Here is an 18,572-nt window from a genome sequence, read left to right as displayed (position 1 = left end):
CCGTTCCCGGGCCCGGTCCGTTTCGCACGGACGGGCTGGTGTGCCGATTCCGGCATCACCAGCCCGTCCGGCGTTCGGGGACAGACGTGATCGCTGCTCCTGACCGGCAGTCCGGGCCACGGTGTGGACCGTACTGTCAGACCGCTGCGCCACAATGAGACGCACAGCGCACAGGAGACACCGAACGGGCGAGACCGCTCACACAGCCCGCATACAGGGACCGCACACAAGGGGGCGAACACATGGCCGTATGGGACGACCTCGTAGGCCAGGACCGCGTGCGGACTCAGCTCGCCGCCGCTGCCCGGGACGCCGACGCGCTGGTCACCGCCAATGCCGCGCGCGCTTCCACCGACGGCATGTCGAAGTCGACCATGACGCATGCGTGGCTGTTCACCGGGCCTCCCGGCTCGGGGCGCTCCACGGCTGCCCGTGCCTTCGCCGCCGCCCTGCAATGCGTCAGCCCCGACCGCGCGCTCGGCGGCGTACCTGGCTGCGGATTCTGCGACGGCTGCCACACGGCCCTGGTCGGTACCCACGCGGATGTCGAGATCGTCCGCACCGAGGGGCTCTCCATCGGTGTGAAGGAGACCAGGGAGCTGGTCCGCCGCGCCCAGCTCTCCCCGGCGGTCGGCCGCTGGCAGGTCATCGTGCTCGAGGACGCCGACCGCCTCACCGAAGGCGCGGGAAACGTCCTGCTGAAAGCTGTCGAGGAACCGGCGCCCCGGACCGTCTGGCTGCTCTGCGCGCCGTCCCTCGAGGATGTGCTGCCGACCATCCGTTCCCGCTGCCGCAATCTCACGCTCGGCACCCCGCCCGTCGACGCCGTCGCCGATCTGCTGGTCAGACGGGACGGAATCGACCCCCAGGCAGCGATGGCGGCGGCCCGTGCCACACAGGGCCACATCGGCCGGGCCCGTCGTCTCGCCACCGATGAACGCGCCCGGGCCCGGCGGGCGACCGTCCTCACGATGCCCTTGCGGGTCGACGACATCGGTGGCTGCCTGAAAGCGGCCCAGGAGCTGGTCGACGCGGCGACGGCGGATGCCAAGGAGGTCGCCGAGGGGGCAGACACCCAGGAGACCGAGGACCTCAGGGCGGCGCTCGGCGGATCGGCCGGCGGTCGGATGCCGCGCGGTACGGCCGGCGCGATGAAGGAGCTGGCCGACCGTCAGAAGCGGCGCTCGACCCGCACCCAGCGCGACAGTCTTGACCTCGCGCTGACCGATCTGACCGGCTTCTACCGCGATGTGCTGGCACTGCAACTGCGCTCCTCGGTGGCCATCGCCAACGAGGACGTGCGCGACGCACTCGACCGGATCGCGCTCAGCTCCAGCCCCGAGCGCACCCTGCGCCGTATCGAGGCGATCAGCGCCTGCCGCCAGGCGCTGGACCGCAACGTCGCGCCCCTGCTCGCGGTCGAGGCGATGGCGGTGTCCCTGCGGGCGGGCTGACCGGGTGGGAGAAGCCGCACTCACTCGTACGAGCGCTCAAGGGGACCTACCGGCAGTGCCCGACTACGCTCCGAGAATGGACTTCAGGCGTCTGCTCTCCGCTTCCACCACCGTGCTGGCCATGGCCGGCCTGCTTGTCTCGGGCTGCTCATCCGGCAAGTCGGCCTCCAGTGCCTCGGCCTCCGCATCCCAGGCGTCCCAGGTGCCGAAGGCCGCTCCTTCCCCGGCCCTGGCTTCGTACTACGGGCAGAAGCTGAAGTGGCAGCCCTGTGGAGCCTCCGGATTCGAGTGCTCCTCCATGAAGGCGCCGCTCGACTACCGGAAGCCCGCGGACGGCGACATCAAACTCGCGGTCTCGCGCAAGAAGGCAACCGGTCCCGGGAAGCGGATCGGCTCCCTCCTGGTCAACCCGGGAGGCCCCGGCGGCTCGGCGATCCAGTACCTCCAGGCTTACGCGGGCATCGGTTATCCCGCGGCGGTCCGCGCCCGCTACGACATGGTGGCCGTCGACCCGCGGGGAGTCGCCCACAGCCAGCCCGTCGAGTGTCTGTCCGGTAAGCAGATGGACGCCTACACCCAGGTCGACCAGACCCCCGACGACACGGCCGAGACCAAGAAGCTCACCACGTCGTATGAGGGCTTCGCCCAGGGCTGCGAGAAGCGGTCCGCCAAGATCCTTCCGCATGTCTCCACGGCGGACGCGGCCCGCGACATGGACATCCTGCGGGCGAATCTCGGCGACAAGAAGCTGAACTACGTCGGCGCCTCGTACGGAACCTTCCTCGGCGCGACCTATGCCGGGCTCTTCCCCAGCCGAGTGGGACGGATGGTCCTCGACGGTGCGATGGACCCGTCGTTGTCGTCGCTGGCGATGAACCGCGACCAGACCGCCGGTTTCGAGACCGCCTTCAAGTCCTTCGCCAAAAACTGCATCACCCACAAGGACTGCCCGCTCGGCACGAAGTCCGCCGCAGACGCCTCGCGCCGCCTCGAGTCCTTCTTCTCCCGCCTCGACGCCAAGCCGGTCCCCACCGGGCAGCGCCGCAAGCTGACCGAGTCGCTCGGCACCATCGGCGTCATCTCCGCCATGTACGACGAAGCCTCCTGGCCCGAGCTGCGTACCGCCCTGACGCATGCGATGGCCGGTGACGGTGCCGGGCTGCTCGCCCTGTCGGACTCGTACTACGAGCGCAGCAGCGATGGTAAGTACGCCAACCTGATGGCCGCCAACGCGGCGGTGAACTGCCTGGACCTGCCCCCCGCCTTCTCGGACCCGGCGGCGGTGAAGGCAGCCCTGCCCTCCTTCGAGAAGGCCTCCCCGGTCTTCGGCGAGGGCTTCGCCTGGGCCGCCCTGAACTGCGCCTACTGGCCCGCCCACGCCACCGGTACCCCCCACCGCATCATCGCGAAGGGCGCGGCCCCGATCGTCGTGGTCGGCACCACCCGGGACCCGGCGACGCCGTACAAATGGGCGAAGTCCCTCGCCTCCCAGCTCGCCTCCGGCACGCTCCTCACCTACGACGGCGACGGTCACACGGCGTACGGCCGGGGCAGCGACTGCATCGACACCGCGATCAACACCTATCTCCTCGAAGGCACCCCGCCCAAGAACGGTGAGAAGTGCTCCTGAAACCCCTCTGACCTGCGTGAACGGGCGCCTGTGGGGGGTGTCGGGAGCACCCCCGGAAACTGTGTAGACTTGGCGTCGCTGCTGACCGCACCATGGTGCGTACGGCATGCCGCCTTAGCTCAGTTGGCCAGAGCAACGCACTCGTAATGCGTAGGTCTCGGGTTCGAATCCCGAAGGCGGCTCCGTGAAAGCCCCAGGACTCACTCGCCGTGACCTGGGGCTTTCGCTTTTTCGTGACCCGGTAGCCCGCAGGGCTGTGGCCTCGGTTGGCGCGTCTCTGGTGGCCGAGCGGCGGCCGAACGAGTGGCGGCCGAGGCAGGTGCGGTCCGGGCAAGGGATGCCCGGCCCGGACGGCTGAGCGCGGGGCCTTCGCGCGTTTGTTCCATTCCTGTCAGGCCCTCTGAGCATCCTTCCGCGTGCGGACCACGAGCGGTTCCCCTGCCGACCGTCATCCCAGGGCCGGCCCGCTGAGCATTCAGTACCCGAACATCGCCGCCGCACCCGTGCCCGCCCGGACGTCCACGCGATTCGCGGCCGTGGGGTCCTTGAACCCCGGGGCCGTGCGGACGTCGGCGTGCGGGGCCTTCGCCGTGACGCGGTAACGGGCACCGGCCGGGACCGTGATCTTCACAGCGCCGGTGGCGAGCGTCACTGAGATGCTCCGTGGTGCCGTGCTGAACCCCATGCTCGCCGATCCCTTTCCGACGGTCGTGGTGACGGTCGGCGACGCAAGGCCGCTCGCCCGGATCGCCCCGCGAGTCGTACGGACGCGCAGCGGGCCGCGGGAGTCCGAGACCTTGAGCCTCGCGGTCTCGCCGCTCAGGTCCAACGGGCCTGCCAGATCTCGCAGATCGGCCAGGCCCGAGGTGAGCCGGGCGGTGACCGGTGTGTTGACCGGGATGTGCAGTTCGACCACGACAGCGGGCGCGAGTCCCTCCGACCAGCCCTGCGAGGGTTCGGTGATCCGCACGTGCAGCGTGTCGCCCTCCCACCTGCGGTCCACGTGCGGTGCCTGCCGCGTCCACGAGCGCGTACTGCGCAGCGACACCTCGCCGGCGGGTCCGGGCCGCACCAGTACCGAGCCACCCGCCCCGTCGATCCGCACCGCCTCGACCCGATGCCGCATCCGTATCTCGTCCGCGCGGGTCGTCGGGCGCAGTAAGGACCAGCTCCAGGCCGCCAACGGCGTCAGCAGGACGAAGGCTGTGAGTACGGACACCGTCCGCCATGTGCGACGCCGCGTCAGCCAGGCGGGGACGTCCGGTGGCAGGCGGTCGACGGGCATGCGCACGAGGATAGCCATGCCGGCCGGGCAGCGGGGCACAGGGCCAGGTCAGGCCCACGGTGAAGCTAGTACCACCACCAAGTCGGATAGCCGAGTTGAGGTGTGGCGCCGCTGCGAAGGCCATCCTCGAATACGTGTTTAGGAGTGAGCAGAAGCTCGACCACCGCACCAGCAGTGACCGAACGAGGGAGCCGGCTGTCATGACCCGTATGGAGCAGATCGCGCTCGCCGCCACGGGGTCGGCCGACGGATTTGCGATGCCCTCCCGTCCGTCCGGCCGGCCGTGCCCCCGAGGCGCGTCCCCTTCCGGCCCGGCCACCAACTCCCGGCGCGGGGCGTCCCCCGTCGTCCCGCGCTGGGTCGGTCCGCTGTTCGCCGGGCTCGGCCTGGCGATGATCCCGTGGGTGGTCTACCTGCACACCAGTCTGGCGGCTACCGCCCACGCCTCCCACTGGGCGTGGACCTGGACCGGGTTGGATGCGCTCGAAGCGCTCGGGCTCGTGTCGACGGGGTTGCTGCTGCGCCGGTGGGACGCGCGTATGTCGCTGACGGCGATGGCCACCTCCGCTCTGCTGGTCGTCGACGCCTGGTTCGACACAATGACGGCTGCGCCCGGAGCGGACCTGCTCTCGGCGATCGCCATGGCCGTGTGCGCGGAGCTTCCCCTCGCGGCGGCGTGCGCCCTGGTCGCCTGGCGGGGTTTCCCGCGCGTGCGGTGAACCGGACACAGCCCGCTGCGGCCCGGCACCCGAGGGGTGCCGGGCCGCAGCGGGCTGTGCGGAGCGGCCGGTGGTCCGTGACGCGGATCAGCGGATCGTGACCGGGATCTCCGAGTACGAGCGGAAGTTGAATTCGGGGCTCAGTTCCGGGGCGCCTGCCAGTGCCAGGTTCGGGAAGCGCTCGGTCAGGGCGCGGAAGACCACGGCGCCCTCGAGGCGGGCGAGGGCCGAACCGAGGCAGAAGTGGACGCCACCGCCGAAGCTGGTGCTCTTCGCTCCGGCGCGCGTGATGTCGAAGGTGTCCGGGTCCGGGAAGCGGAGCGGATCCCGGTTGGCGGCCGCGAGGAACGGGTTGATCTTCATGCCGGCCGGGATCTCCACGCCACCGATCACCACATCCCGGGACGGTGCCCGCGACACCGCCTGCACAGGCGTGTCGTACCGCAGAGCCTCCTCGACCACGGCGGGTCCGAGGGATGGATCGCCCTGGAGCAGAGCCAGTTGACCGGGGTTGCGCAGCAGTGCGAGGGAGCCGTTGGTGATCAGCCCGACCGTGGTGGAGAAGCCTGCCGCGTAGATCAGGATGATCGTCGGGACGAGTTCGTCCTCGGTGAGCCGCTCTTCGCCGTCGCGGGCCGTGACCAGCGCCGAGATCAGGTCCTCGCGGGGCTCCTTGCGGCGGGCCGCGGCCAGTTCCCCGAAGTAGGGCAGCAGCACGCGTGCCGCGTCGTCGGCCCTGTCGAGCGCCACCTCGGGGACGCTCAGGTCGAGCGCGGGCACGATGTCGGCCATCGGGTTGTCCAGCCACGCCCAGTCCGACTCGGGGATGCCGAGCAGCGTGCCGATCACCGCGGACGGCAACGGGAACGCCAGCAGGTTCCGCAGGTTGACCGGACTGCCGTCCGACCCGGCGTCGGCCATGTTGTCGAGGCAGGAGGCAACCAACCTCTCCACTTCGGGGCCGAGTTCCATCACGCGGCGCGGCGAGAAAGCACTGGACACCAGGCGGCGTAGCCGGGTGTGCTCCGGCGGGTTGCGCACGAGCATGGACTCGCCCAGCGTGCGGGTCGCGGGCCGCTCCCGCCAGCCGGGCAGCCCCGGATTCTGCGGGTCGCCGTCGGGAGTCCGCATCACCGGGTCGCGCAGCACGGCCACGCAGTCGTCGTACCCGGTGAGGATCGCGGATCCGGAGCCGGTGATGTGCACGGGCGCGATCGCGCGCAGCCGGGCGTATCGGGAGTAGGGGTCGCGGCGGCCTTCGGGGGTGTACAGGTCCTGGAGGATCGCGTCGCAGGCGGCGCGATCCTCGGATGCCGACGGTTCGGTGCCGGTTCCGCTGGCCACGTCCATGCCGTGGTTCCTTCCTTGTGTGGCCTCGCGGCCGTGAACGGTCCGGGAGTTCCGGTCGATGCCGGTGTCCCGGTGAGTGCGGTGCCGCGCGGGCCATGAAGGAAGAAGAGCCCGCGCGGCACCTCGGGGGGTCACACCGAGGCCTGCTCCATGCGGCGGCGCAGGCTCAGCGGACGCATGTCGGTCCAGACCTGTTCGATGTGGGCGAGGCACTGCTCGCGGGGGCCCTGTGTGCCCTCTGCCCGCCAGCCGGCCGGGAGTTCACGGTTTGCCCACCAGATCGAGTACTGCTCCTCGTCATTGAGGACCACGCGATAGGTTGCGTCGTCGGAGAGATCGTCGGCCATGAGGGCTCCTCGGATTCGGGTCTATTCGCGAAGAGACCATCGAGCAGGCCGCTATACCTTCTCTATCCCTTTGGGCCTCGTCTTCCCGTCTCTCGTCGATATCGGCGGAATATAGCCGCCCCTCCTAGCGTGCCGACGGCGCCGATTCGCGTGCCCGTACGCCGCGGATTACTCAGCCCCTTGACGGAGTACCCGACGCAGGAGGAGACGATCCCGATGGAGAATTCCCGGGCTGCCTGGAAGCCGCTGGAGATCACCCCCGAGGAGGCGGAGACCACGGCGGACGCCGACGGTCTCGCCGCGTACCTGAGCACCCTCGACGACCTGGAGGGTCTGCTCGCCGAGAAGAAGGCTCTGGTCCTCCGGGGGTTCGGTGTCGCGGAGGCCGAACTCGACCCGGTCATGGACCACCTTCTGCCGAACCGGCTCGCGTATGTGCACGGCAACTCGCCGCGCACCAAGGTCGGCAACAACGTCTACACCTCGACCGAGTACCCGGCCGAGTACGTCATCTCCATGCACAACGAGCTGTCGTACGCACACGCCTGGCCCACCCGGTTGCTGTTCACCTGTGTGGTGGCGCCCGCGAGCGGCGGGGCGACGCCCGTCGTCGACGGCACGCTGTGGCTGGCGTCGCTGGATGACGAGGTGCGTGAGGCGTTCGCCGACGGCGTGCGCTACACCCAGAACCTGCACGGCGGCCGTGGGCTCGGCAAGAGCTGGCAGGACACCTTCGAGACCGAGGGCCGCGAAGACGTCGAGGCCTTCCTGCAGGAGACCGAGGCCAGCTGGACGTGGCTGCGCGACGGCGGGCTGCGTGTGTCGCAGGACCGGCCCTCGACAACACGGCACCCGCTGACCGGCGACGAGGTCTGGTTCAACCAGGCCGACCAGTGGCACCCGGCCGGCCTGGGCGACGAGACCGCTGCCGCCCTCGCCAAGGTGCTGCCCGCCGACGAGCTCCCGCAGAACGTGACGTTCGCCGACGGCTCCCCGATCCCCACGCAGTACGTCACGCAGATCCGCGACCGCGGTCTGGAATTCGCCGTGGACGTCGACTGGCACCAGGGCGACCTGCTGCTCATCGACAACGTTCTCGTCGGCCACGGCCGTCGCTCCTACGCCGGGGACCGCCGCATCCTCGTGGCGATGTGCAACTGAGGACGCGAGCAGGACAGGAGGGGAGACCGAGGTGACCCAAGAGAGCGCGACTGAAGCGTCCCTGACCCATCAGACCCTGGAGGTGCTCCTCCGTATCCACCGCGAGGTCCTGGACACCGAACAGGTCCGGGGCGCCGACAACTTCTTCGATCGCGGCGGCAACAGCCTCCTCGGTATCCAGGTCACCCGCCGCATCCGCAGCGAGTTCGGTGTCCGCGTGCCCGCCAAAGCCGTGTTCGCGGCCGCCTCGCTCCAGGACCTCGCCGCCGTCGTCGCGGCGGCCCGCGTCGAAGGAGCCAGGCCGTGAGCGGGCTCATCCACACAGCGGTCACCGCGCAGGCCGAGACTCGGCCCGACGCGGTCGCACTGATCGACGGGGATGTACGCGTCGACTACCGCACGCTCGACGCGGTCGCCGAGACGTACGCGGCGCACCTGGCCGGCCTGGGCATCGGCCCCGGTGATCTGGTTCCCGTGCTGCTGCCGCGTTCGGCGCGGTTTGTCGCCGCGGTCCTGGCCGTGCTCAAGTGCGGGGCCGCCTACGCGGCGCTGGACCGACGCTGGCCGACCGACCGGATCCGCGGCGCGATCCAGACACTGGACGCCCGGGTTGTGGTCACCGAAGGCGACTCCGGCGCGGGTCTCGGCGTGCCGGAGTGGACGCCGCCGGACTTCGCGGACATCGTCCCCGACCCGCGCGGCCGCACCCGCGTCGCGGTCCCGGACTCTGCCGTCGCCATGGTGTTTCTCACGTCCGGCACCACCGGGGAGCCCAAGGGCGTGCTGTCGCCGCACCGGGCGACGACCCGGCTGTTCGGCCCGGGCACGTTCGCCGAGTTCGGGCCCGGCCGGGTGATCCCGCTGGCCGCGCCTGTTCCGTGGGACGCGTTCGCGATGGAGCTGTGGGGGTCTCTCACCACCGGTGGCACGGCCGTCGTGGTCCGCGAGGACGTGCTGTTCCCCGACGATCTGCGCGCCCTCATCGCCGGCCCGGGCGTCGACACGATGTGGCTCACCGCCTCGATGTTCAACCTGTTCGTCGAGGAGGACCCGGACTGCTTCGCCGGTATGCGCCAGGTGCTGACCGGCGGCGAACGTCTGTCACCGCCGCATGTACGGGAGTTCCTCGACGCCCACCCGGAGATCACCCTCATCAACGGGTACGGGCCGGTCGAGAGCTGTGTCTTCGTCACCACGCGAACCGTGCGCCCCGAGGACTGCGATCGGCCGGGCGGGGTGCCGATCGGCTTGCCCGTGCCCCGCACCGACATCCATCTGCTGCAGGGCGGCACGCCTGTGCCGGACGGCACATCGGGGGAGATCTGTGTCTCCGGCGAGGGGCTGGCGGCCGGGTATCTGGCCCGTCCGGAGGCAACTGAGGCCGCGTTCGTCACCGTCGACCTCGACGGGCAGACCCTGCGGCTCTACCGCACCGGTGACCTCGGCGTCCGGGACGCGGACGGCGTCCTGCACTTCCTCGGCCGCGCCGACCGGCAGATCAAGATCTTCGGCCACCGTGTGGAACCCACCGAGATCGAGTCCGTGGCCGCCCGCGTGCCGGGCGTCCGAGCGGCCCACGTGGTCCCGGTGCGCGGCGCCGACGGGTCGTACGAACGGCTCGCCCTCTTCTGTACCGCACTCGGCGACTGGCCCGACCCCGACCCCGCGATCATCCGCAAGGCGCTCGCGGGGGCCCTCCCGCACTACATGGTGCCCGCCACCGTGCGTCTGGTGGACGCCTTCCCCACGACCGCCAACGGAAAGCTCGATCAGGCTGCCCTGCTCGCCCGGTTCACCGCAACGGGCCGCTGAGCGGGCGGCCCGCCCGACCCGAACCCTCCTGACTGACCCCTCACTCAGTGGCCCGGCGACGGGGCGCGATTCCTCATGTCCTGGAGACGCTTCATGTCCAGTTTCCCTACGGGTACCCAGACTGGTACGCACACCCACAAGATCGCCGTGTTCTGCGGTTCCCGTCCCGGCTTGGGCGCCGAACACGTGGCTCTCGCCCACGATTTCGGTGCGGCGATGGCCGCGCGCGGTGCCGGCCTGGTCTACGGCGCGGGCGGCAGCGGCGTCATGCACGCGGTGGCCACCGCCGTGCTGGCCGGCGGTGCCGGTGTCACTGGCATCGTCCCGCACGACCTGCGCGAGCGCGAGAAGTCCACCGGCGTGCACGGCGAGGTCTTCGTCGTCCGCAACATGCACGAACGGAAGGCGCTGATGTACCGGCTGTCCGATGCGTTCGCGGTGCTGCCCGGCGGCATCGGCACCCTTGACGAGGTGATGGAGGTGGCCACCTGGAACCAGCTCGGCTTCCACGCCAAGCCCCTCGTGCTGGTCAACCGTGACGGCTTCTACGATCCGCTGATCCGTCTCCTCGACCACCTCGTCGAGCAGGGCTTCCTCGCTCCCGGCGAGCGCGCTCTCGTCCATGACACGGACGATCTGCGGCACGCGCTGGACCTGCTCGGCTGCCGTCGGGTCCCGGTGCCCGCGCTCACCGACTGATCTGTGCCGCGCGTACGGGAGTGGCCGCACGGTCCCGGACCGTGCGGCCACTCCCGTACGCGCGGCACAGATCAACTGGCGGTGGCCGCATCGTCGATGCGCCGGCGCAGCAGTACACTGATCGCCACGATCGTGGGGTGGTCCCATGCCATGGTGGCCGGGACCTCGATGCCGTACTCGTCCTCGATCTCGCCGGAGAAGGTCAGCGCGGCGAGCGAGTCCATGCCGTAGTCGGTCAGCCGGACATCGATGCGGATCTGTTCGACCGGGATGTTCACATAGTGCGACACGCGTGCACGCAGCCAGGTCTGGATGCCTTCGGTGGTCGTCAGGGGCGCGGCGGAGGAGGTCATGCGGGGTTTCCTTTCCACAAACAGGTGGACGTGTCGGTAGGGGCTGCGCCGGGTGCTCATCGCAGGCTCCGGCCCACGAGGTCGAATGCGCGTAGCGCGTCGTGCCGGGACAGCAGCTCACGGAACAGCGCGTCGGTGACGGCGGTATCGTCGGCGCCCGGCGCGACTGGGTGTCCGAGCCGGGCGGTGAGCCGGCGCAGGGCCGCTGTCAGCCAGGTGTCGTCCGTGAGGAACGGGTCCGCGCGGTGCCGGTTGTGCCACCACACGCCCAGGCAGGCAGCGGCGGCCAGCAGCAGCGCGTACCGCTCGGCGAGCCGGAAGCCGGCGGGGCCGGTCAGCGGGCTGCGTTCGCGGGGCGGCAGTGCGGCGCATGCGTCGCGCAGCGCGGCCAGCTCGGCGCGCAGCACCCGGCAGAGCGGGCCCAGCCGCAGGTCGCCGTTGAGCTCGTCGGCAACGGCGAGGAGGGTGCCGATGAGCCGGTCGTCGGCGGCCGCCGTCATGTCCAGGCGCCCGAGGTCCGCGTCCGGCAGCGGTGTCCCGTACCGGAACAGCTCGGTGGGTGCAGGCCCGGAGACGAACCAGCTGCGCTTGGCCAGCCGCGGCAGTTGCGGGATCAGCATTGCCTGGCAGGGTGTCGCGCCCATGTGCGCCAGCGAGGCCACCGGTAGGTCCCGTGCGTGCTTCTGGAACGTGCCGTAGGGTCCGTCGCGCAGGAACGAGCGGGCGCCGAGGACGACGGACAAGTCGTCGGAGGCGTCCTGGACGAGCTCCGGCACAAGGTACTTGGTGGCGGCAGCGTACGCGCCGGTCTGCCGGGGCAGCAGATGCAACGCCCTGCACGCGGTCGTGGCGAGGCAATCCGAGATCAGCAATTCGGTGAAGGCACTCGTGAGTTGCGACCTGACCAGGGGCAACTCGCCGATCGACGCCCCGTACAGCCGCCGTTCGCGAACGAAACCGGTGACGACGCGGAGTTGGCTGTCGAGGCAGCCCAGCATGGCTGATGTGAGAACGGACTTCGTGACCTGGAAGGCGCGCAGCACCGTCTCCAATGCGGTGCCGGGCTCGCCGACCATCGCCGAGGCGGGGACCGGGCAGTCGCGGAAGTCGACGCCGCTCAGGTGCATCGCGCGGAGGCCGGACGTGCGGAAGCGGGGCAGGAACGCGACGCTGTCGCGCGCCACCGCGTCCATGTCCAGCAGGAACAGCGAATGGTCCCGGCTGCCCGTGCCGTCGCCGGTGCGGGCGAGCACGGTGACCGTGTGCGCCCGGGACACGTTGTTGATGACTTCCTTGCGGCCGGACAGAAGGAAGCCGTTGCCCGACGCGGTCGCCCGGACCCGGGAGCGGACCAGGTCGTGGCCGGTGGCCAGTTCGGTGTAGGCGCCGGCGGACTGGCCGCCGTTCAGCAGGACGTTCGCGAGGTGTCCGCGCTGCGCTTCGGAGCCCGCAGTCCAGACCGGGGCGGCCGCGATCAGGTTGATGCCGCCGAGGCCCAGCGCCAGCGCGCCGTCCCGCCCGAACAGCGGACGCAGCAGCCGCGCCAGAGCGTCCATCTCGCCGAGAGCGCCACCGAGTTCGCGGGGCACGAAAGCGGCCCCGAGCCCGCACGCCTCCAGGGCCGCACGACCGGCGTGCGGCAGCTCGCCGCGCTCGTCGGCGGCGAGAAACGCCTCGTGGCCGAGCGGGTTGGCGCGGTCGCCCGGGTCGCCGAGGAGGGCGTCCAGCGATTCGACAGTCGCGGTCATCGAGTGTTCTCCGTACGCGAGTAGGGCAGCAGCGACGGCAGCAGGCCGTCCTCCGCCTGTGTCAGCAGCACCTGGACCAGCCGCTCCGCCACGTCGTCCGGGCAGGGCTCCTGGAGCTGCGGTGCGAGCCGGTGCAGCAGACCGCTCAGGGCTGCCTCCAGCCACAGCCCCGACTCCCACAGCGCGGCGGTCGCCGTGTCGGGGCGGTCAGCGCCGCGGTTGCGCAGCCACAGCTGGAGCGCGGCGGATGCGGCGACACACCCCGCGTACCGCTCGGCCAGAGCAAACGCCTCCGCGGGCACCCCGGACGCGGCGGGCCGGTGGTCGGCGAGCCGGTCGGTCAGCTCTTCGGTGAACTCCTGCCAGTGCGTCGCCACCTTGGCCAGGGATTCCGGTACGTCGCCCGCGTCCGCCAGCCCGCGCAGTTCGCGGACCGCGTCCGGCAGGGCCTGCACCGGGCTGCACCCAGCGCGCGACAGCAACTCCAGCCGCTCCCGGTCGAACTCGGGCAGTTCCGCCCGCAGGTCGACCGCCGCGAGCAGCCCGGCTGTGTCGGTCCTGCCGCGCCGGTAGCCGCGCGCCAGTACCGGGAAGTGCGCGATCAGTGCCTGGAGGTTGACAACCGTAGAGCCGTCGAAGATGCCGACGATCCGGTGGTCGCGCTGCACCTTCTGGAACCGCCCGTGCCGGTGCGTGTCCCCGGCCAGCAGCGACCGCGACCCCATCACCTTGGCCAGCCGACGGATCAGCCGGTCCACGAGGGTCGGCAGGAGGAACTTCGCGGCAGCGGAGAGGACAGCCAGCTCACCGGGGAGCGCGTGGAGGGAGCGGGCCGTCACGAGCGCCATCGCCTCGGCGAGCAGTAGCTCGGCGTACGAGTCGGCGACCAGACGGCGGGTCTGCGGCAGATCGATCAGCAGGCGGCCGAAGTTGTGCCGCTCGACGGTGTACTCGATGGCCATGCCGAGGGCCTGGTCGGCGGCGCCCAGCGACAGCGACGAGCACAGCGTGCGGGTGAGCTGGAGGCTCTTGAGCACCGTCTCGATGCCGTCACCCTCGCGGCCGACCAGGGCAGCCGCCGGCACTTCGGCACCGTCGAAGGCGATGCCGCTGATGTCGGCGCCGCGGATGCCGTGCAGCGGCGGCGCGGGCAGTGGCCGGTAACGGTCGTGAGGCAGCTCCCGCTTGTCCACGAGCAGCACGCTGAACCCGCGCGCGCCGCCCTTGGCCGAGGTGCGCGCCAGGACGCACAGCAGCCGGCCCCGGGTGGCGTTGTTGATCAGCCACTTCTCGCCGGACAGCCGGTAGCCACCGCCTTCTGTGGGCTCGGCGACCACCTCGCCGGCCAGCAGGTCGCTGCCATGGAGGCGTTCGGTCAGCGCCCATGCCACGACTGCTCCCTCCGCGACGAGTTCACCGAGGCGGCGCGCCTGATCCGGGTCGCCCGCGACCCAGACGCAGACCGAACCGAGGAACGTCTTGCCGTGCGCGATCGCCACGGTCAGGTCGCGGCGGGCGATCACCCGCATCAGGTGCAGTGCCTCGTCGTAGCCGTTGAGGGCGCCGCCGTGCGCCACGGGGACGTAGTGCCGGGGCAGCCCCAGCGCGTCCAACTCCCGGCAGATCTCCAGCGGGAACGTCTCGGCGTCGTCGAGGGCGGCGCTGCGGGCGTACGAGAAGGTGCGGTCCGGGTTCTCCGGGTCACCGAGCAGCCGGTCGAGTGCGGCCCCGGGGCCGGCCGGACCCGGGTCGGTCAGGAGGGGGTGGGTCATGCCGTCGCGCTCCTGGTGTCGTCGGTCCCCGGGTCCCCCGCGCACGCGGTCGCCGTCGGGGTGGCGGCCCGGTGGCGGCGGGCGACCTCCGGGGAGAGGTCCTCGTACACCGTCTTCAGCTCGCCCGCGATGAACAGGTCCCGCATCAGCGAACGGCGCACCTTGCCGCTGGTGGTGCGCCGCACTTGCCCCGGCCGCAGGAAGACGACGTTGGGCACGCGTACGCCGAACTTCTCGCTCAGCTCGCCGCGGACCGTGCGGGCCAGCGCGGGCAGGTCCGCGCGCGGGGTACCGGAGGGCCGGAACTCCTGCATCACGACGATCTGTTCCTCGTCGAACGGCAGCGCGCAAACGCTCCCCTTCAGTCCCTGGAACCCCACGTGCAGGTCACCGACATGGCGCTCGAGGTCGTGCGCGTACAGATTCCGTCCGCGCACCACGAGCACATCCTTGCTGCGCCCGGTCACGTACAGCTCGCCGTCGTGCAGCACGCCGAGGTCGCCGGTGCGCAGGAAGCCCTCCTCGCCTGAGGCGGTGACCGCGTCGAAGGAGCGGGCGTTGTCGTCGGGCCGGTTCCAGTAGCCCGGCGTGACGCTGCCGCCGCGCACCCAGATCTCACCGATGGAGCCGGCGGGCTGTTCGGCCAGTGCGTCGGGGTCGATGATCCGCAGGTCCAGATCGAGCACGCGCCCGCTGCTGACCAGCTGCTGTGCGCCCTCGCCCGCCGTGGAGGTCCGGAAGTTGTGCTGTGCGAGGGCGGCTGGATCGACGGGTGTGACGCGTGGGCCGCGCCCGGTGGGGGTGCCCGCGACGAAGAGGGTCGCCTCGGCAAGGCCGTAGCACGGCAGCAACGCCCCGGACCGGAAGCCGGCCGGCGCGAACCGCTCCTGGAAGCGGGCGAGGGTCGCCGCGTCCAGCGGCTCCGCGCCGTTCAGGGCCCAGCGCACCGACGACAGGTCCAGCTGGGCGAGCTGCTCGTCGGAGAGCTGTCGCACCATCAGGTCGTAGGCGAAGTTCGGCGCCGTGATGAATGTGGAGCGGTGCTCCTGGATCAGGTCGAACCAGGTGTGCGGGCGGCGGATGAAGTCGGTGGGCGCGAACAGCACCACCTCGCAGCCCAGGTACAGCACGGCGAGCAGCATCCCGATGAGGCCCATGTCGTGGTACAGCGGCAGCCAGCTGCACACCCGGGTTCCCTCGTCGACGCCGAGCCAGCCCTCAATGGAGCGCAGATTGTGCATCAGCGCGCCGTGCGTGAGCATCACGCCCTTCGGCTCGCTGGTGGAGCCGGAGGTGTACTGGAGGACCGCGATCGTGTCGTCGGTGAACTGCGGGACCGGGGGGTCGTCGACGGGCCGGCCCGGGCCCGGGTCGATCGCGTCGACGGCGTAGCAGGGCAGGGCGTCGGCGCCCGCCTCGCCCAGCCAGGCCTGCACATCGGTGAGGTGGTGCGCGTCGGTCACCGCGAGCCGGGCACCCGAGTCCTTGGCGATACCCGCCGACCGGGCGCCCTTGGGATCGCCGATGCCCGGCGGCGGTGCGGGCACGGCCACCAGGCCCGCGTGATGGCAGCCGATGAGCGCGGTCACGAAGTCAAGGCCGGTCGGCAGCAGCAGCAGGACCCGGTCGCCGGGCTCGCAGCGCTCCTTGAGCCAGCGGCCGAGGCGCCGCGCCGTGCGGTCCAGGTCGCCGTAGGTGAGCCGTTGCTCGGTCCGGTCGTCCTTCCGGCCGCGTACGAAGATCACGGCGTCCTTGGACGGCTGCCTCCGTGCGTGTGCCGCGATGTGGTCCAGCAGGTTGTCGGCCACGGCCGGCTCCCTTCTCGGGCGGTGTCGATGGGTGTGGGGTCAGCGGCGTACGGACTCCGCAGGTGACCGCTGCGCCGGAGCCCCCCACAGGCGCGCCCGCGCGATGGGGGTGTCCGGGGACGTCGTCGCGATGTCCACGGCGCGCAGGAAGTGGGCGGCCAGCCGGGCGATGCTGTCCGGGTCGAACAGCCAGTCGTCGTAGCGGAAGTCGACGGTCAGGCCGTTGTCCCCGAGCAGGACGTCGACGCCGAGGTCCAGCTGGCCTTCCTGCTGCGGCAGCGGGTACGGCGCCAGCGTCAGGCCGGCGTACGAGGTCGTCGTGTCGGCGTGCGCGGTGTCGAGGAGCGGCCGCAGCGCCTCGTCGAGGCCGCCCGTGGCCAGCAGGTTGAACGTGATGCCGTACACCCGGGGCGACCCGGCCCCCGGCGACCTGCCGGCCCCGCGGGCTACGTGCGCGAACGGATACTCCAGGCCTTGCACCGCCGAACGGACCTGCGCGTGCACGGCCTGCGCGGCATCGCCGAACGTCGTCGTCGGTGTGAACCGTGCCCGCAGTACGACTGTGTTGATGAAGTTGCCGACCATCTCGCGGGTGGCCGGGCGCAGCCGGGTCGTCACCGGGCAGCCGAGCAGGAAGTCCCGCTGCCGGGTCGTCCGGTGCAGCACGCCCTGGAACGCGCCGAGTAGCACCGCGAAGGGCGTGACCCCGGCGGCGCGCGCGGCCCCCGTCAGCAGCTCGGCGGACTCCTTCGGCACGGTCACCCGGCAGGTCGCGCCGGAAAACGACTGCTCGGGCCTGCGCGGCCGGTCCGTCGGCAGCTGCGCGGCGACGGAACCCTCGCAGACCCGCCGCCACTGCTCGGCGAGCCGGGTACCGCGCGCTGATCCGAGCAACGCCTTCTCGCGCTCGACGAGTTCGTCGTGGTGCGCGCGCAGCACCGGCAGTCCGGCCGGGACCCCGGTGACCCGCTCCTCGTAGAGCTTCAGCACATCGCGAAGCAGCAGCGCGTCGGACAGGGCGTCCGTAGCGATGTGATGCCCGGCGACGAGCAACACCGCGTCGTGCGGGTCACGGGTGAGCAGCACGAACCGGAACGCGCCTTGCTCGGCCGGCCGGAACGGGTCGCGGAGTGCTCGCGAGACCGCCTCCGCCAGCTCGTCCTCCGTGGCGCCCGACAGAGGCCGACGATCCAGCCGGGGCGCATGCGCGTCGTCGACGATCCGCACCGGTGCGCCGTCCACCTCGGTGAACAGCGACCGCAGCATCTCGTGCCGCCGCCCCAGTGCGCGCACCGCGTCCCCGAGGGCCGGCACATCGACGGCGGACCGGATTCGTACGGCGATGCCCGTGTGGTACGCGGCGCTGTGCGGCGCAAGCCGGTGCAGGAAGAGCTGGGCCTGTTGTCCGTACGACAAGGGGTGCGCGTCACGCATGGGCGCCGCCTCCCGGCGCGGATGCCGGGGGCCGGGCCGCGGCCCGCGCACTCAGCAGTCGCAGATCGTCGGTGAGGTGCCCGGACATGTCTGCCAGCAACTCCGCCTCGCAGTGTTCCGGATAGAAGTGGTGGCCGGGAAAGAGGCGGCGTTCGAAACGGGACGTGGTCAGATCGGCCCAGGACCTCATCGCCTCAGGGCCCGACTCCTCCTTGTCCTGGGCGCCCGCGTAGCCGACGAGCGGGCAGCTCAACGGTTCGGGCCGCGGCCGCCAGTACGCGCACACCAGGCGCAGGTCGGCGCGGAGCGACGGCATCACCACCTCGGCCAGCGCCGGGTCGTCCAGTGCGGCCATCGCGGAGCTGCCGAGCAGCCGCAGCTCCGCCAGCATCGCCGCGTCGTCCGTCGGCTGCGCCAGCGGCCGGCGCCGGTGCGGGGCGCGGAACGCGGACGCGAACAGGCGCACCGGGCCGAGGCGGTGCCGGGTCTCCAGGCGGTGGGCCACCTCGTAGGCGACGCCCGCGCCCATGCTGTGTCCGAAGAAGGCCAGCGGTACGTCGTCCTCGGCGTACGGCACCAGCGCGTCCGTCACTTGGTCGGCCAGGACGTCCATGGTGTCCACCGGCGCGTCGAGCAGCCGGTGCTGCCGCGCCGGGTAGCAGACGGCGAGCACCTCGACGCCCGCCGGAAGCCGGCGGTGCCAGGGGTGGAAGAAGGCCGGGGTGCCGCCCGCGTGCGGAAAGCACACGAGCCGCAGGGCGGGCCGGGAAGAGCCGCCGCTCCGGTGGAACCAGACGCTGTCCGCTTGGGTCATGGCGGTCATGCTCGAAGGCGCGGCTATATTCCTGCGATATCGCGGATGGCACCCGCACGAAATTCCCTACTGAACCGCCGGATTACGCAAATCGCCGGTGCATTCCCGTTCACGGTCGCCGCTTCCATATAGGCGGGTGATAGGCGACCTCCGCAGTCTGTTTCCCCATCCGGGTTTTCCCCGGAC

16 protein-coding genes and 1 tRNA gene are annotated in these 18,572 nt (G+C 71.2%); 8 read left to right on the top strand and 9 right to left on the bottom strand.

Annotated features, from left to right (window positions below; genetic code table 11):
* Window positions 1-242 precede the first annotated feature (242 nt).
* From OHS16_RS13865 to OHS16_RS13855, 3 genes are all read left to right on the top strand, one after another.
* Complete coding sequence (locus OHS16_RS13865) at window positions 243-1,454, top strand: DNA polymerase III subunit delta' (protein WP_328537503.1); 1,212 nt, start codon at window positions 243-245, stop codon at window positions 1,452-1,454.
* A gap of 76 nt (window positions 1,455-1,530) precedes the next feature.
* Complete coding sequence (locus OHS16_RS13860; RefSeq protein ID WP_328537502.1) at window positions 1,531-3,084, top strand: alpha/beta hydrolase; 1,554 nt, start codon at window positions 1,531-1,533, stop codon at window positions 3,082-3,084.
* A gap of 108 nt (window positions 3,085-3,192) precedes the next feature.
* Window positions 3,193-3,266, top strand: a tRNA-Thr gene (locus OHS16_RS13855).
* A gap of 293 nt (window positions 3,267-3,559) precedes the next feature.
* On the opposite strand, the gene OHS16_RS13850 is transcribed toward OHS16_RS13855, so the two are convergent.
* Window positions 3,560-4,369 (bottom strand): hypothetical protein, encoded by an 810-nt coding sequence (locus OHS16_RS13850; protein ID WP_328537501.1) that lies wholly within the window; start codon window positions 4,367-4,369, stop codon window positions 3,560-3,562.
* A 200-nt stretch (window positions 4,370-4,569) separates the two neighbouring features.
* Between OHS16_RS13850 and OHS16_RS13845 the strand changes: the two genes are divergently transcribed.
* Window positions 4,570-5,088 carry a hypothetical protein gene (locus tag OHS16_RS13845; protein ID WP_328537500.1) on the top strand — a complete coding sequence of 173 codons (519 nt, stop codon included), beginning with the start codon at window positions 4,570-4,572 and terminating at the stop codon, window positions 5,086-5,088.
* 87 nt (window positions 5,089-5,175) lie between these two features.
* Here the strand turns inward: OHS16_RS13845 and OHS16_RS13840 are convergent, their stop codons facing one another.
* Both OHS16_RS13840 and OHS16_RS13835 read right to left on the bottom strand, forming a co-directional pair.
* The gene (locus OHS16_RS13840) at window positions 5,176-6,438 is read right to left on the bottom strand and encodes a cytochrome P450 (RefSeq protein WP_328537499.1); all 1,263 of its coding nucleotides are present in this window, start codon (window positions 6,436-6,438) and stop codon (window positions 5,176-5,178) included.
* Window positions 6,439-6,569: 131 nt separating this feature from the next.
* The gene (locus OHS16_RS13835; protein WP_328537498.1) at window positions 6,570-6,785 is read right to left on the bottom strand and encodes an MbtH family protein; all 216 of its coding nucleotides are present in this window, start codon (window positions 6,783-6,785) and stop codon (window positions 6,570-6,572) included.
* Window positions 6,786-7,001: 216 nt separating this feature from the next.
* Between OHS16_RS13835 and OHS16_RS13830 the strand changes: the two genes are divergently transcribed.
* The 4 genes from OHS16_RS13830 to OHS16_RS13815 all read left to right on the top strand — a co-directional run bounded on the left by OHS16_RS13830 (window position 7,002) and on the right by OHS16_RS13815 (window position 10,457).
* Window positions 7,002-7,946, top strand: a complete 945-nt coding sequence (locus OHS16_RS13830) for a TauD/TfdA family dioxygenase (RefSeq protein ID WP_328537497.1) — start codon at window positions 7,002-7,004, stop codon at window positions 7,944-7,946.
* A 31-nt stretch (window positions 7,947-7,977) separates the two neighbouring features.
* Entirely contained in the window at window positions 7,978-8,253 is a 276-nt protein-coding gene (locus OHS16_RS13825) for a phosphopantetheine-binding protein (protein WP_328537496.1), read from the top strand.
* Window positions 8,250-9,758 (top strand): amino acid adenylation domain-containing protein, encoded by a 1,509-nt coding sequence (locus tag OHS16_RS13820; protein ID WP_328537495.1) that lies wholly within the window; start codon window positions 8,250-8,252, stop codon window positions 9,756-9,758. Before OHS16_RS13825 ends, OHS16_RS13820 begins: the two co-directional genes overlap by 4 nt.
* A gap of 93 nt (window positions 9,759-9,851) precedes the next feature.
* A complete protein-coding gene (locus OHS16_RS13815) occupies window positions 9,852-10,457 on the top strand; it encodes a TIGR00730 family Rossman fold protein (protein ID WP_328537494.1) in 606 nt (201 codons plus the stop codon).
* Between the two features lie 71 nt (window positions 10,458-10,528).
* Here the strand turns inward: OHS16_RS13815 and OHS16_RS13810 are convergent, their stop codons facing one another.
* The 6 genes from OHS16_RS13810 to OHS16_RS13785 are packed head-to-tail and all read right to left on the bottom strand — an operon-like array spanning window position 10,529 to window position 18,386.
* Window positions 10,529-10,810, bottom strand: a complete 282-nt coding sequence (locus OHS16_RS13810) for an acyl carrier protein (RefSeq protein WP_328537493.1) — start codon at window positions 10,808-10,810, stop codon at window positions 10,529-10,531.
* Window positions 10,811-10,866: 56 nt separating this feature from the next.
* A complete protein-coding gene (locus tag OHS16_RS13805; protein WP_328537492.1) occupies window positions 10,867-12,558 on the bottom strand; it encodes an acyl-CoA dehydrogenase in 1,692 nt (563 codons plus the stop codon).
* Window positions 12,555-14,330, bottom strand: coding sequence for an acyl-CoA dehydrogenase family protein (locus tag OHS16_RS13800; protein WP_328537491.1), 1,776 nt, complete (start codon window positions 14,328-14,330; stop codon window positions 12,555-12,557). Before OHS16_RS13800 ends, OHS16_RS13805 begins: the two co-directional genes overlap by 4 nt.
* Window positions 14,327-16,138 (bottom strand): fatty acyl-AMP ligase, encoded by a 1,812-nt coding sequence (locus tag OHS16_RS13795; protein WP_328537490.1) that lies wholly within the window; start codon window positions 16,136-16,138, stop codon window positions 14,327-14,329. The genes OHS16_RS13800 and OHS16_RS13795 overlap by 4 nt, the downstream gene beginning before the upstream one ends.
* A gap of 39 nt (window positions 16,139-16,177) precedes the next feature.
* Window positions 16,178-17,572 (bottom strand): condensation domain-containing protein, encoded by a 1,395-nt coding sequence (locus OHS16_RS13790; protein ID WP_328537489.1) that lies wholly within the window; start codon window positions 17,570-17,572, stop codon window positions 16,178-16,180.
* Entirely contained in the window at window positions 17,565-18,386 is an 822-nt protein-coding gene (locus tag OHS16_RS13785) for a thioesterase II family protein (RefSeq protein ID WP_328537488.1), read from the bottom strand. Before OHS16_RS13785 ends, OHS16_RS13790 begins: the two co-directional genes overlap by 8 nt.
* Window positions 18,387-18,572: the final 186 nt, after the last annotated feature.

It is taken from the genome of Streptomyces sp. NBC_00344 (assembly GCF_036088315.1).
Lineage (GTDB): Bacteria > Actinomycetota > Actinomycetes > Streptomycetales > Streptomycetaceae > Streptomyces.
This window is presented reverse-complemented; position numbering and strand designations above follow the sequence as displayed.

Excerpts from the sequence above, each read along its gene's own strand:
- OHS16_RS13845 (WP_328537500.1), top strand. The coding sequence starts at position 4,570 with ATGACCCGTATGGAGCAGATCGCGCTCGCCGCCACGGGGTCGGCCGAC.
- OHS16_RS13835 (WP_328537498.1), bottom strand. The coding sequence starts at position 6,785 with ATGGCCGACGATCTCTCCGACGACGCAACCTATCGCGTGGTCCTCAAT.
- OHS16_RS13860 (WP_328537502.1), top strand. The coding sequence starts at position 1,531 with ATGGACTTCAGGCGTCTGCTCTCCGCTTCCACCACCGTGCTGGCCATG.
- OHS16_RS13815 (WP_328537494.1), top strand. The coding sequence starts at position 9,852 with ATGTCCAGTTTCCCTACGGGTACCCAGACTGGTACGCACACCCACAAG.
- OHS16_RS13830 (WP_328537497.1), top strand. The coding sequence starts at position 7,002 with ATGGAGAATTCCCGGGCTGCCTGGAAGCCGCTGGAGATCACCCCCGAG.
- OHS16_RS13850 (WP_328537501.1), bottom strand. The coding sequence starts at position 4,369 with ATGCCCGTCGACCGCCTGCCACCGGACGTCCCCGCCTGGCTGACGCGG.
- OHS16_RS13810 (WP_328537493.1), bottom strand. The coding sequence starts at position 10,810 with ATGACCTCCTCCGCCGCGCCCCTGACGACCACCGAAGGCATCCAGACC.
- OHS16_RS13865 (WP_328537503.1), top strand. The coding sequence starts at position 243 with ATGGCCGTATGGGACGACCTCGTAGGCCAGGACCGCGTGCGGACTCAG.
- OHS16_RS13840 (WP_328537499.1), bottom strand. The coding sequence starts at position 6,438 with ATGGACGTGGCCAGCGGAACCGGCACCGAACCGTCGGCATCCGAGGAT.
- OHS16_RS13800 (WP_328537491.1), bottom strand. The coding sequence starts at position 14,330 with ATGACCCACCCCCTCCTGACCGACCCGGGTCCGGCCGGCCCCGGGGCC.
- OHS16_RS13805 (WP_328537492.1), bottom strand. The coding sequence starts at position 12,558 with ATGACCGCGACTGTCGAATCGCTGGACGCCCTCCTCGGCGACCCGGGC.
- OHS16_RS13785 (WP_328537488.1), bottom strand. The coding sequence starts at position 18,386 with ATGACCCAAGCGGACAGCGTCTGGTTCCACCGGAGCGGCGGCTCTTCC.
- OHS16_RS13790 (WP_328537489.1), bottom strand. The coding sequence starts at position 17,572 with ATGCGTGACGCGCACCCCTTGTCGTACGGACAACAGGCCCAGCTCTTC.